The 13586-nt window shown below is 58.7% G+C and carries 11 protein-coding genes; 8 read left to right on the plus strand and 3 right to left on the minus strand.

Going from position 1 to position 13586, the window contains the following annotated elements; all coding sequences use genetic code 11:
- Nucleotides 1–3 precede the first annotated feature (3 nt).
- On the plus strand, nt 4–1665 hold the full coding sequence (gene xrtE / locus HYPMC_RS23410) for an exosortase E/protease, VPEID-CTERM system (RefSeq protein WP_157135468.1): 1662 nt from the start codon (nt 4–6) through the stop codon (nt 1663–1665).
- Nucleotides 1666–1694: 29 nt separating this feature from the next.
- On the opposite strand, the gene HYPMC_RS17205 is transcribed toward xrtE, so the two are convergent.
- A complete protein-coding gene (locus HYPMC_RS17205; protein ID WP_013949327.1) occupies nt 1695–2366 on the minus strand; it encodes a TetR/AcrR family transcriptional regulator in 672 nt (223 codons plus the stop codon).
- 197 nt (nt 2367–2563) lie between these two features.
- On the opposite strand from HYPMC_RS17205, the gene HYPMC_RS17210 reads away from it, so the two are divergent.
- From HYPMC_RS17210 to HYPMC_RS17225, 4 genes are all read left to right on the plus strand, one after another.
- The gene (locus tag HYPMC_RS17210; RefSeq protein WP_013949328.1) at nt 2564–4591 is read left to right on the plus strand and encodes an FUSC family protein; all 2028 of its coding nucleotides are present in this window, start codon (nt 2564–2566) and stop codon (nt 4589–4591) included.
- Complete coding sequence (locus HYPMC_RS17215; RefSeq protein WP_013949329.1) at nt 4588–4797, plus strand: DUF1656 domain-containing protein; 210 nt, start codon at nt 4588–4590, stop codon at nt 4795–4797. Before HYPMC_RS17210 ends, HYPMC_RS17215 begins: the two co-directional genes overlap by 4 nt.
- Nucleotides 4794–5696, plus strand: a complete 903-nt coding sequence (locus HYPMC_RS17220; RefSeq protein WP_013949330.1) for an HlyD family secretion protein — start codon at nt 4794–4796, stop codon at nt 5694–5696. The genes HYPMC_RS17215 and HYPMC_RS17220 overlap by 4 nt, the downstream gene beginning before the upstream one ends.
- A 102-nt stretch (nt 5697–5798) precedes the next feature.
- Nucleotides 5799–6689 (plus strand): dienelactone hydrolase family protein, encoded by an 891-nt coding sequence (locus tag HYPMC_RS17225; RefSeq protein ID WP_013949331.1) that lies wholly within the window; start codon nt 5799–5801, stop codon nt 6687–6689.
- A 12-nt stretch (nt 6690–6701) separates the two neighbouring features.
- Here HYPMC_RS17225 and HYPMC_RS17230 read toward each other — a convergent pair whose 3' ends face one another.
- Nucleotides 6702–7010: a hypothetical protein gene (locus tag HYPMC_RS17230; protein ID WP_024276346.1), complete on the minus strand. Its 309-nt coding sequence runs from the start codon at nt 7008–7010 to the stop codon at nt 6702–6704.
- Nucleotides 7011–7224: 214 nt separating this feature from the next.
- Nucleotides 7225–7992 carry a hypothetical protein gene (locus HYPMC_RS17235; protein WP_244420916.1) on the minus strand — a complete coding sequence of 256 codons (768 nt, stop codon included), beginning with the start codon at nt 7990–7992 and terminating at the stop codon, nt 7225–7227.
- A gap of 547 nt (nt 7993–8539) precedes the next feature.
- On the opposite strand from HYPMC_RS17235, the gene cydD reads away from it, so the two are divergent.
- The 3 genes from cydD (at nt 8540) to HYPMC_RS17250 (ending at nt 13585) form a co-directional block, all read left to right on the plus strand.
- The gene (gene cydD / locus HYPMC_RS17240; RefSeq protein ID WP_013949335.1) at nt 8540–10249 is read left to right on the plus strand and encodes a thiol reductant ABC exporter subunit CydD; all 1710 of its coding nucleotides are present in this window, start codon (nt 8540–8542) and stop codon (nt 10247–10249) included.
- Entirely contained in the window at nt 10246–11934 is a 1689-nt protein-coding gene (locus HYPMC_RS17245) for an amino acid ABC transporter ATP-binding/permease protein (RefSeq protein ID WP_013949336.1), read from the plus strand. The genes cydD and HYPMC_RS17245 overlap by 4 nt, the downstream gene beginning before the upstream one ends.
- A 73-nt stretch (nt 11935–12007) precedes the next feature.
- The gene (locus HYPMC_RS17250; protein ID WP_013949337.1) at nt 12008–13585 is read left to right on the plus strand and encodes a cytochrome ubiquinol oxidase subunit I; all 1578 of its coding nucleotides are present in this window, start codon (nt 12008–12010) and stop codon (nt 13583–13585) included.
- Nucleotide 13586 lies beyond the last annotated feature (1 nt).

Below are 13586 nucleotides of genomic sequence, written 5' to 3' on the forward strand. Positions count from 1 at the left end.
CGCATGTTGAAAGCTGCCTCTCATCCCGCTTGGCCCTCGGCTCGGATTGTGTCGACGACGGCGCTTGTCATCGTCGAAATGCTGACGATCCGGCTCTTTACGCCTCTTCCTGATGTCTGGGGCATCTGGCCAGTTATCGGCGTTGTCCAAGCTGTTCCGAAAATACTTCTGCTAGTGGCCGCAATTTTTGTGGTTGTCGGCTGGTCCAAGCGCAGCGCGATCCTCGCAGCCTTCAATCAAGATGCAGACCCTGTGCAGATATCAGCGACAGCTGCAATCAGCGCGGCTGCGATGTTGGCCGCTTTTCTCGCGCGCGGACTCCTTGCCCAGGCTCCGCCAGGCGCTGATACCTTTCTTACTTATCTCTATTCGGCGTTATTCCTGGCGGCGATAACGTCGCTCGTCCTCGTCGCTGCGCCGCCAGGCTTTTGGCGAGAGATCGTAACGTTTTGCAAACCGGAACTGATGCTGGCGCTCGGACTGGGTGTCTTGGGATATGTCACTGGCGCAACCCTCGATAGAGAGCGCGGCAGTTTATTATCGGAAGACAGTTGGGCTGAGCTTTCTGACGCCACCCTTCAGTTATCGTACTGGATCCTCAAGCACTTCGATCACAGTGCATTCATGGACCCGGCTACGCGCATTCTCGGCGCCGGTGATTTCAGCGTCAGGATCTTTGCGGCATGCTCCGGCTACGAAGGCATGATGCTGATCGCGGTGTTCGTCGTAGGATATATTCTGATCTTCCGTCGCTCGCTGAAATTTCCCAACGTCCTTATGCTGTTCCCGTTGGCGATGGGCGCAATCTGGCTCCTCAACAGCCTGCGGATTGCGCTGCTGGTCTTCATTGGAGCGAACATTTCGCCGGATATCGCGCTCGGAGGATTTCACTCTCAGTTCGGCTGGATCAGCTTCTTACTCATCGCAATCACAATCATGACGGTTGCGCAGAAGCTCGCTTTCTTCGGCAAGAGATCGCCGATCATGGCAGCGGCGATGTCAGATGCAGCCAGCGCGGCGCGCGCTCGACAAGCCGCCGATTCCAATCCAGCGCTCATCTTTCTTGCACCGTTTATCGCGCTGATGGCCGGTCAAATCGTGACGCGCATTGCGGCGCCTCACGACTATCTGCTTTATCCTATTAAAGTCGTTGCGGTGTTTGCGGCGCTGTATGCCTTCCGGAACATCTATAAGCAGCTGCTGGGCACTCCGGATGCTGTCTCGGCTTTGATTGGCGGGATTGCGGGTTTGCTGTGGATCGCGACTGACCCAGGCGCCGGCAGCCACACGCCGCTGGAGCAGTCGCTTTCGGAATTCTCGCCGATCCTGGTCGCTCTCTGGCTCGCGTTCAGAGGCATCGGCACCATCATCATGGTTCCGATTGCGGAAGAGCTGGCGTTTCGCGGATATCTCTACCGCGTCTTACAGGCGGCAAAATTCGAGACAGTCGATTTTAGGGCATTCGGACTCGTTGCTCTCGTCGTCTCTTCGAGCTTGTTCGGTCTGATGCACGACCGGTGGCTTGCGGCAGCATTAGCCGGTGCGCTTTACGCGCTGCTGATGATCCGCCGAGGCCGGATCGGCGACGCGATCACGGCACACATGACGACCAATGCCGTCATTTTCGCGTGGGCGGTCGTCGCCGGACAGTGGTCGCTTCTTTAAACACAACTTTGCAAAGCGGCCCGCATTCCTCAGGCCGCCTCTTTCGCGAAGATCATGTCGAGCTGCGTCTCGAACAATTCACCGATATTGACCGGATGCGCCCGATCGAGAAACTTGTTGATGACGATACCGGCCCAGACCGGCGCCAACAGCAAGTACGGATTTTTGACCAGACGATCATCCTTGAGTTCGCCTGACTTCCGCGCGGCGACGGCCAAACGTTTCACCTTCAAAAGAAGAGGCTCGATAACGTCGCGACGGTAGATCTCCGCGATGGCCGGAAAACGCGCACCTTCCGTGATGACGACCCGAGCGATGTCCGCGCGGCTCTTCTTCTCGATCTGGTGGATCGATACGACGAGAGTTCGGCGGAGAAAATCTTCCACACTCTCGTTAGGCGCGCGCTTGGCATCGTCCGTGTCGATGTGAGCGTTGACAATTTCTTGCTGAACAACCGCCGAGAACAACGCTTCCTTCGCGATGAAATAGCGGTAAATCAGGCCCTTCGCGACGCCTGCGCGCTTTGCCACGGTCTCGATGGTGGTGTTTGCAAACCCCTTTTCCAGAAACTCCGCCAACGCCGCATCGACGATGGACTGACGCGTCATGGCGGTCTTTTCCGGGCTGGCGCCGCGGCGTCGAATGACAGGCGGGTCGTTCCGGACAAGATTGGTGACGGCGGATTGTGTACTTTTTTGCATGTCGCCTCACTTCGTGAATCAGCTTATGCGGCCACGCACTCGATTTTGGATGGGTACCTATGCGCCCCACGCATTATCAGCGTTGAGCGTTTGTCTTGACAAAAGTGACCGCAAAGTCATTTATACCTACTCGAGGGCAATGTTCAAGATCGAAATTCGTCAACGCTCGTTTTAGTTGCTCTCAAACAGGATGTGCGATGGCCTTCCCGGCTCTACAGCAGTGGGTTTTTTCGTTTAAGACGACGATTGCCGCCTTACTGGCGCTGCTGATCGCACTGTGGCTTCCGCTGCCTAATCCGTACTGGTCGATCGCAACGGTTTACATCGCATCAAACCCGCTATCGGGCGCGACGAGATCTAAAGCTATCTTTCGCGTCATCGGTACGTTGCTTGGTGCATCAGCCGCTATCGCGATGGTGCCCAATCTCGTCAACACCCCGATCCTGCTGATCATCGCTCTGGGTCTTTGGTCCGCAGGCTGTCTTTATATCGCCATGCTCGACCGCACGCCGCGAAGCTACATCTTCATGCTTGCGGGCTACACTGCAGCGCTGATCGGCTTTCCGACGGTGGATGTGCCGGGCACGATTTTCGACGTGGCACTCGCGCGGACCGAAGAGATCATCGTCGGCATTCTATGTGCTGCCGTCGTCTCAAGCATCATCTTGCCGCGCCCTGTTGCGCCGGTGATCGCACAGCGACTCAAAGCCTGGCTTGCCAACGCGGACGTGAGCGCCCGCGATGCGCTGCAGCTGCGGACCGGAGCCGAGCCCGACCGGCATCGGCTGAAGCTTGCAGGCGATACAGGCGAAATCGAAAATCTCAGCACGCACCTCATTTATGATGCGGGTGGCCACCCGGAGTTCCTGCGACTCATTCGTGATGTCCGGCCGCGCATGCTGATGCTCATTCCCATTCTGTCCTCGATCGCGGACCGACTTCATGAGCTTTCCCTGCTAGGTGGCCCATCGCGCGCGGCACAGCAGCTCGTCGATCGGATGGATAAATGGCTTGCGGCCGGCGGAACCGATGCCGAAGAGCTCGATCGCCTGAGAAGCGATATCGAGGCCTGCGTCGATTCAACCCGCGCTCATCGCAGCTGGCACGACCTGGTGGAGCTCAGCCTTCTTATCCGGTTGGGCGACCTTGCCGCGATCCGATCGGACTGCCTCGACATTCTAAAGAGCGTTGAGCAGGCGTCCAATCATATATCGAGACCGTACACCTATCCTATCGCCGAGCGGGCTGCCCTGGTCCATCATTACGATCACGGCCTTGCGATGTTGTCAGCGGTCGTCAGCTTCGCGACGATTTCCGTCTGCTGCACGTTTTGGATTCTGCTGTCCTGGCCGGAGGGCGGCTATGCAGTGTTAATGGCTGCCGTGGCGGGCAATCTGTTCTCGGCGCAAGATAATCCGGTGCCGTCTATCGTCATGTTCGCGAAGTGCTCTGTCGTTTCTATCGGAATTGCGGCGCTATACGTCTTCGGCATTCTTCCTCACGTTCACAACTTTGAAACGCTCGCGCTTGTGCTGGCTCCGGCTCTCGTCTTTTTCGGGTTATGCATTTCGAAACCCGAAACGTTATTCATGGGGCTCGCTTTGGCAATCTGCGTGGCTGCGATGATGGGCCTGCAGGTGACTTTTGCGGTCGACACGTCGACGTTCTGGAACAGCAGCATCGCTACGTCTGTTGGCGTCATCCTTGCCGCGACGACGGCTTCGATGCTGCGTACACTTGGCGCCGAATGGAGTATTCGGAGACTCGCGGTCGCCAACAAGGAGACGCTGGCGGAGATCGCAGATGCTCAAACCGCACGCGACGAGGCGCGGCTGACCGGCGTCATGCTCGACCGTCTTGTACTTCTCGCACCGCGAGCGAAAGCAGCGGGACACCGGATTCCTGGCGCGATCGGAGAGTTGCGGGAAGGTTTCAACATCCTTGATCTCCGGCGATCGCGTATCGGGCTTACGCCTTACTCGCGGCGGCGCATCGATGCAGTGCTTCTCATGCTGAAGCGCTATTATCAGAATAAGTCCACGGTGCCGGCGCCGGACTTGCTTCTTGCCGCGGTCAATCGCGCGCTGGCGGTCGTTCGAAACGAGCATGGTGCGTCTGCGCGCTCGGCGTTGCTTGGCCTCGTCGGCCTACGGCGCAGCCTTTTCCCGGACCGCTCGCCTCCTCATTTGCCGCACGCTCCGGTCTTGCTTGAGGCCGCGCAATGAACGAGGAAATCAGTCTGTTTGGCATCTTCGTGCCGTCAGTTCTCGCGTGCTCCGTCATCTCATATGTCGTGATGGTGGCGGTCTCGCGCGTCCTCCGCGCCGTCGGCGCATATCAGTACATCTGGCATAGGTCGCTCTTCAATCTTTCAATGTTTGTTTGCATTCTTTGCGCGACTGTCCTCTTCCTCTTTCAGGCTCAGTCATGAACGCACGCCTAAAACCCTTCATACGCTACGGCACGACACTTGCGCTCGTCGGGGCTGCCGTATTCGCCGGCTGGCTGCTTTGGGTTCATTATGAACTCGAACCCTGGACACGCGATGGCCGCGTTCGGGCCGACGTCGTCGAGATTGCACCGGACGTTTCCGGGCTCGTGACCAAAGTGATGGTTCGCGACAACCAGATCGTCCACAAGGGAGACGTTCTGTTTCAGATTGACCGTGACCGTTATATTCTTGCGCTGAGGCAGGCTGAAGCCGATGTCGAGGGCCGCAAGGCGGCACTTGAAGCCGCGCAAAAGGATCTGGTGCGCTATAAAAATCTGACGAATCTTTCTGTCTCGGATCAGAAGGTCGAACAGGTGATCGCTACGCAGGCGCAGGCTGAAGCGGATTTACATAAAGCCGAAGCGGATCGCGACCTCGCGAAGCTCAACCTGGAGCGTTCGGAAGTCCGCGCGTCTGTCAACGGCCCGATCACGAACTTCGACCTGCAGCCCGGCAACTATGTCACCGCGGGCAAGGGCGTGGCGGCCCTGATCGACAACGATTCCCTGCGCGTCGAAGGCTACTTCGAAGAGACCAAGTTGCCGCTCATCCAAGTCGGCGACAAAGCCGTCGTACACCTGATGGGTGAGGACAGACCGATCCTGGGCCATGTCCAGAGCATTGCCGGAGGCATCGAGGATCGCGACCGTAGTGCCGGCTCGAACTTGCTGGCCGACGTCAACCCGACATTCAGCTGGGTTCGTTTGGCGCAGCGTATTCCCGTGCGCATTGCACTCGACCACGTGCCAGAGGGCGTCCGTCTGGTCGCCGGACGGACGTCGACGGTCGTGATCACGCCAGAAGACGGCAAGCATCCCCGCGACACGGCACAGAAATAAGCCGATAGCCGTGGCGGTGGACGTCGTTTCCCCTTCATCGAGAGCGATATATCATCACGACACCGAGCCATCGGGCCGTCGCATCTCGATAGGGAGGCCATCATGCGCGCCAGCGATCATCTTGCATCCGACCTAATTGGGCTCATCCGGCGCGCGAAGCTCTCCCGCCGCCGCTTCATGACAACGTCGGCCGCCGCTGCCGCCGGTTACACACTCGCAGCCGGCCCGGTCAGCGCTGCCGCGATTGTCACTGACACCGAAGGCCTCGACGCCGGAGCCGCAACGATCGAAACAGCGGACGGCGCGATGCCCGCATATTTCGCCAAACCAGCTGGCGTTGCCAATCCATCCGTGATTCTGGTCGCGATGGAAGTCTTCGGTCTGCACGAATACATCAAGGATGTCGTCCGTCGGTTGGCGAAGCTCGGCGCCTTCGCGGTCGCTCCCGACTATTATTTCCGGTTGGGGGATCTCGCGAAAATCAGCGACATCCAGGCTCTGATCCCGCTCGTCAATTCAAAGCCTGACGGGCAGCTCATTTCCGATCTCGACGCGACGGTCCGCTGGGCGAAGAGCCAGGGCGGCGATACTTCGCGCCTCGGCATCGTCGGCTTCTGCCGTGGCGGACGAACGGTCTGGGTCTATTGCGCGACGAACCCGAACGTTAAAGCCGGGGTTGCTTTCTATGGCTCACTTGTCGATCCTGCCGCGCAAAAAGCGATTTGGCCGAAAAGTCCAATCGAACTTGCGTCGGAAATGAAAGCCCCTGTCCTCGGGCTTTACGGCGGCGCCGACCAGGGTATTTCGCCTGAGCAAGTCGAAACCATGAAGGCCGCGCTTTCTGCCGCCGCAAAAACAGCTGAGTTCAAGATCTATCCCGGCGCGCCACATGGCTTTCATGCCGATTACCGCCCGAGCTATTCACCCGATGCCGCCAAGGATGCATGGAAACAGATGACGTCCTGGTTCAAGCGTTGGGCTGTTCTGGACTGACGCCATCGCAGTTCAACGCGATGCTTCCGTCTCGCATACTTTGAGCTGCTCGCGCGCTTGGTCGATGCCGGTAAGATCTGCTGAGTACTCGCTACCGTCTATGCCGATCGACAGCGGCTGTGCTGGAAGCCTGTTAATGGTATTCCACGTCTGCTCGCTCTCGTCTTCCGTCGTTGCGAAAGCGGGACCCGCAGGCGTAACGAATAAATCTCCAAATGTCGTACCCTGATCGGAGAACGTCATCTTGCCCGCACGGCTCGGCGGCTGCTTTTCATCGACCAATGTGATGAGCGTCACGGGACCGCTTTTGACAATCGACAAACCAAAGGGTCGGCCTCCTTGAAGGCTTTTCCGGTCGCGCACACGCGAGCCCCATCGGTGTGTTGCCGCAGCTCTGTCAACCATCCTGCATCTGTCCGCCAGGATTTGATCACTTGACTGGTGTCCGCCAGAGCGATCTGCGGAACAATCGTCCAAGCCGAACAAATCAAAGCGTAGCTGAAACGATGCATCACACCCGTCTATGGTTCCGCGCCTACCGAATTGCCTGAGTTCCAGTGCTACGCCGGCGAAATCCAACATAGCCGCCGTCAGCGTCGTAGAGAAAATCGAAGCCGTTTAAGAAATGGAAACTCGTGTTCAGAAACGTGCGATCCGGCGACAATCTCAGGTGAACTTTTTCGGGAGTAAGCGGATGACCATCATCAATCTTGAAACTGTAAAGCGGTAGAGAGGATTGTCCGCGCGAAACCGCGACGGCAACCTGATCGCCGGGCTGAAGCTTTGCTTGGGACGACTGCCACGGTGGCAACGTCATAAATGCCGAACCAACCCCGCTATCCACTAAAAGGGTTCCGCAAGCCGGCGGCGTCTTCCCATTAATCGAGATGCAAGCCGGTATCGGCGACCAATCGGTATCTTCTTTGTTGCGGTCGAGCTTTACATACTCGAAATGGCCGCTTGTATTGACGGCCGACAAACCAACGTAGACGCCCCTGGCCGTCAAAACATACCCATGCCGCTGCCTGGAATTGTTCGAGACGACATGCAGAAACGGGTTCTTGTCTGGCGTACTTTGACTTTGCCTGTCTCCCTCGCGCGCAAAGCCAATACCGATCATTGCAATTCGGCTGACATCTTCGTTTGGATCGCAATCTCTTGCCCGCGGCAAGCAATCAACGCGCTCAACGGCAAGCACCGGCATCGCTTCCACTTGAATGGCGCTATCGCCGCTCCCCACGATCGTAAATGCGGTGCGAACCCAATGGCCTCGCATGACGCGGCCCGAGCTGGTGTAGGTCAATTGGCCTTCTGAAATTCTCGGTAGCTGATCGATGTTTGGTATCGAAGTCGCGCCAACGACCACACCTGTAGATCCGGTGTCCAACGTGGCTCTATGGAAGCGCTCTCCAAACGAAATACCTAGTGACGGCGAACGGCGGAGTTCTCCATCGTTTGCGTCCAAAAAGGGGAAAAATGCGGCTTGCGCATAAGCGCCAAAATTCGGTTCCTGGGCTGATGCCGCCGATATCATCGAGAGTATCACGGGTGCAATTGCAAAGTTGCGCACGCTCGTTAGACGCATTTTTAAATCGTTCTTCTTTTCCGACTAGTCTCTTGCGACGCTAGCAAACTGTTTGAACTGGTGCGTCAATCAGCGATGTAAATTTTAGCTCAATTGCGATCGTGCGGCGAGGACCGCTTTCATTGGCGGCTCCAGTAGAGATATTCTCGTCGATAAAGGTTTTTTTGAACGTAAAATCTGGTAGCCAAGTTTTGATATTAGTCAATTATCGTCGCCTGATTGCACCCTATTGATCGGGATACTTTTCCGGGGAAAGACCAAAGGAATGGCGTCAGAAGCCGCCGTCGCTGGAGAAAACGCGCATCAATCGGCGCAGCCGGCACGCTTAAAGACGACCGTCCATGGAAAAAGTGCGGCGCTGCAGATTGCGGCCTCGCTGCTGTGGGTACCTCAGGCCGCCCTTATTGCCGTGACCATCGGCGACGTGGCGAACGGAGATGCATCAACCGGCAGTGCGTGGGCAGCTTTCGGAGTGCTCGCGATAGGAGTTCTAAGAGCCGTACTCGATAGCCTTGGAAGCCGCATGGCCTTTCGTGCGGGGCGCAGCGTAGCGAGCCGACTGAGGCAACAAGCCGTCGCTGCGCTCGCCGAACGCTCACCACTTGATATCGAACGTCCTGAAGCTGGCAAAGCCGCGAGCGTTATTGCCGAGCAAGCCGAGATGATCGTGCCTTACGTTGCGCGCTTCGAGGTTGCCAAGCTGCGCGCCGTGGTCGTGCCCATCGTGCTTTTTGCTGTCGTCTTGTGGCTGTCGTGGGCGGCTGCCATCGTACTGCTGTTCGCGGCGCCACTCATTCCGGTTTTCATGGCATTGATCGGCTGGCGCGCGCAGGAAGCGAGCGAAGCGCAACTCGCGAAGACAGGCGACATGAATGCCTTCCTTCTCGACAGGTTGCGTGGCATCACTACGATCCGTTCGCTCGGAGCAGTCGACGCGACGGCGAAACGGCTTCGCGCCAATGCCGAAGACTTGCGCACGCGGACGATGACCGTGCTGCGCATCGCCTTTCTGTCTTCAGCCGTGCTTGAACTGTTTGCGGCGCTCGGCGTGGCGATGGTTGCCGTTTACATCGGCTTCTATCTTCTCGGGCAGCTGAACTTCGGCACATGGGGTGTGCATCTCGGCTTGAGCGGAGGCTTGTTCATTCTGCTTCTGGCGCCGGCCTTCTTCGAGCCGCTTCGCGAGCTGTCCGCCGTCTGGCACGATCGCGCTGCAGGGCGCGCCGCGATCGACGAACTTAACCGACTGTCGACATCCGGGCGTACGATCCCTGGTTCAATCACCCATTCGAAAGCCGCGGTGGCAGATCTGACCAGCGCTCCCGCCATTAGGATCGATAAACTGTCATTTCGGTACGGCGACAGCGACGGATTGGTCTTCGATCGCTTCGAATTGTCCATCGCACCAGGGGAACATGTGGCGCTGCTCGGTCCGAGCGGCACCGGAAAGTCGACACTCCTCGCGCTGATAGCCGGCCTCGCGCGTCCGGCAGCAGGAACAATATTGATCGACGGCCAAGGTCTTACCGACAATACCGCCGCAAACCTGCGCTCCGGTATGGCCTGGATCGGTCAGCGGCCGCACATCTTCGCCGGAACGCTGGCAAGCAACGTCGCGCTCGGCCGGAAGATTGATAGGGCGCACATCGCCGACGCATTGAAATTCGCAAAGCTCGGCGCGCTCGCCGTCGCGCGGGGCGCACATGCCATCGGCGAGAACGGCGTCGGCCTTTCCGGCGGCGAAGCTCTCCGGCTCGCCATTGCCCGGATCGCCGCTCGCCCTAATGCCGGGATCATCCTTGCCGACGAGCCGACGGCGCATCTCGACGCCGAAACAGCAAACGACATAGCGGACAGCCTGATCGCACTTGGCCGCGGCAAGACAATGATCATCGCGACACATGATCTGACATTGGCGCGGCGCATGGATCGCATCGTGCGCTTGGGTAACCGGCCGCTGGAGAGAGCGGCATGAGCAGAGTTTCGCGGGACCTAGCGCCTATACTTTCGCTTTTCTGGCGTGGACCGCGTGGCAAGCTTCTGTTCGGCTTGGGCCTCAACGCCGCAACCACATTGTGCGGTCTGGCGCTGCTTAGTCTTTCCGGCTGGTTCATCACGGCAACGGCGATTGCTGGACTGAGTGCAGCGACCGCTTTGGCCTTCGACGTCTTTTCGCCCTCTGCCGGCATCCGGTTCTTCGCATTGGCGCGGACGGTGAGCCGATATGGCGAACGCCTCGTTACGCACGACGCGACGCTCAGCGTTTTGGCGGAACTTCGCGAACGGCTCTTCCGCGGCTCAGCGGCCATGCGGGAGGCGGAAAAGTTGCGTATGCGCCCTGCGGCACTCTTGTTTCGTCTGACGCAAGATATCGATGCGCTCGATTCTCTTTATCTACGCGTGGTCGTTCCGGCCGCCGCCGCCATCGCCGCCGCATTGGCTATCGGCTTGTGCTTCGGCGCGATCCTGCCCGCCGTCGGCATTGGTTTTGCCGTCTTTCTTGCCATGGCCGGGCTCGGCATTCCGCTGATCGCCGCGCGCGTTGCCGAACGCCCCGCACAACGGCGCGTTCTTGCGCTTGAAGCGCTGCGATCTCGCGTTATCGATTTGGTCTTGGGGCAAACCGACCTCGTCATGTCCGGGCGGATTGGAGCACAGCGCCGTGCCATCGCCGAGGCGGATCGGAAGCTCTCGGATGCCGACAGCGAGCTTAATCTCGCTGAGGTCGCGTCCGGTGCAGCGCTTGGCATCGTCAGCGCCACTCTCATCGCCTCGGCGCTTTTCGTCACGCTTCAGCTTGCCCGGCATGCCGAAATCGGTGCGCCCATAATGGCGCTCGCTGTCCTTGTCACGATCGGGGCTCTTGAGCCGTTCGCTGCCTTGCGTCGGGGTGCCATCGAGCTTGGACGGACCTGCGTTGCCGCGCGCCGTGTCGCAGTTCGCCTCGAACCGCCTCCCCATGCTTCTGTGGCATCGCCACCGTCAGGCACCGCATGCGCGCTAGATACGGCCTCGGTCCATTACGGGCATGCGGACCGGCCTGCGATCCAAAATATCACCCTATCACTCCGGGTTGGCGAACGCGTTGCTCTGATCGGGAGCAGCGGATCTGGAAAATCGACTTTGATATTCGTCATAGCGGGCGAACTTTCTCCCGATCATGGTGCGGTTCGAAGTGTCCCTTCGACGCTTCTCACACAACGCACCGAACTTTTCACCGATACCCTTCGCAACAATCTTCGACTTGCGAATGCCACCGCCGATGATGATTGCCTGAGACGCGCCATGATGTCCGCCGGACTAAAGCCTTATCTCGACGCCCTTCCGAACGGTCTCGACACGCGCCTAGGCGAGGACGGTCTCGGGCTTTCGGGCGGCGAGGGGCGCCGCTTGGCGTTGGCGCGGCTTTTTCTTCGGAAAACACCACTTTGGCTTTTGGACGAACCGACCGAAGGCCTTGATGACGCGACGGCACGTGACGTCCTTGGGCGGCTGTCGGCAAACGCGGCGCAATGCACACTGCTCATTGCGACGCATATCCGCAGGGAAGCCGAAATCGCCGATCGTCTTATTGCAATGAAGGACGGACGGGTGATCGGTCAGGCATCGCGCGGAGATTCTCAATTCGAAGCCCTGCTCTCAACCCTGAGACAGGACTGACGACAATTGTTCCGGCGGCGTTTCTTCAGCGCCGTCATTTCGGAAGGAGGCCGACCGGGAGTCGGGAAAGCAGATGGAACTTGACATAGTGGCGCTCTCGCGCCTGCAATTTGCGACGACGGCGCTTTATCACTTCTTGTTCGTCCCGTTGACGCTTGGACTTTCGATCATCGTCGCGATCATGGAGACGGTCTATGTGATGACCGGCCGCCATATCTGGCGACAGATGACGAAATTCTGGGGCACGCTGTTCGGCATCAACTTCGTTGTCGGCGTCGCGACCGGGCTTGTCATGGAATTCCAGTTCGGAATGAACTGGAGCTATTACAGCCACTACGTCGGCGATATCTTCGGCGCGCCTCTCGCGATCGAGGGCCTGATGGCCTTCTTCCTGGAAGCGACATTCGTCGGTCTCTTCTTCTTCGGCTGGGACCGCATGTCTAAGGTCGGCCACCTTGTCGCGACGTGGTGCGTCGCAGCCGGATCGAATTTCTCGGCGCTTTGGATTTTGATTGCAAACGGCTGGATGCAGAATCCTGTCGGCGCGGCATTCAATCCGCAGACGATGCGCATGGAAGTCACGAACTTCTTCGATGTCGTCTTCAATCCGGTGGCGCAAGCAAAATTCGTGCACACGGTTTCGGCGGGCTACGTGACGGCTTCCGTCTTCGTTCTCGGTGTCTCCGCTTGGTACCTGTACAATCGTCGCCATGTCGCGCTCGCCAAGCGATCCATGACGGTCGCTGCTTCGTTCGGTCTGGCGGCGGCGCTTTCGGTCGTCGTCCTGGGCGATGAAAGCGGCTACCTATCGAGCGAACATCAGAAGATGAAGCTCGCAGCCATCGAAGCGATGTGGGAAACTGAGCCCGCTCCCGCGGCCTTCACGCTGTTCGGCTTCCCCGACCAGAAAGCCCGCGAGACCCACTTTGCCGTCCGGATCCCGTGGGTCATGGGCCTGATCGGCACCCGCTCTCTGACGACGCAAATTCCGGGCATCGACGCACTCGTCAACAGCGCCAAAACGCGGATCCGCAATGGCATCCTGGCTTACGATGCAGTTCAGCAAATACGCGCGGCTGGAGATCCGTCCAAGATTCCCCCGGCAGCGCGCGACGCACTTGAGAAGAACGGCAACGATCTGGGTTATGCGCTTCTGCTGAAGCGCTATGTCGATGATCCTCGCAAAGCGACCGATGCGCAGATCGAACAAGCCGCCATTGATACGATACCAAGCGTGCCGACCTTGTTCTGGGCGTTCCGCGTTATGGTCGGTTTGGGCTTCTTCTTCATCGCGTTGATGGCGACGTTCTTCTACCTGTCGGCGCGCAGGCGGCTTGACCATTACCCCTGGCTGCTTCGCATCGCGACCTTCGCCATCCCGCTGCCGTGGATCGCGGCGGAATTCGGATGGGTCGTTGCCGAGTTCGGGCGGCAACCATGGATCATCGAAGGTATCCTGCCGACCGCCGCCGCCGTTTCGAGCCTCGGTGCATTCACCGTACTCCTGACGCTTCTTGGCTTCATTGCGGTCTACTCGGTTCTCTTCATCATCGAGATGGGCCTGATGATCCGTGCGATTCGTTCCGGTCCTCAACCTGACGACGAGCCGGAAGCTATTCTTGTTTCTCCCAATCTCGTCGCTGCGGAGTAGA

The sequence above is a fragment of the Hyphomicrobium sp. MC1 genome (genome assembly GCF_000253295.1).
Classification (GTDB): domain Bacteria; phylum Pseudomonadota; class Alphaproteobacteria; order Rhizobiales; family Hyphomicrobiaceae; genus Hyphomicrobium_B.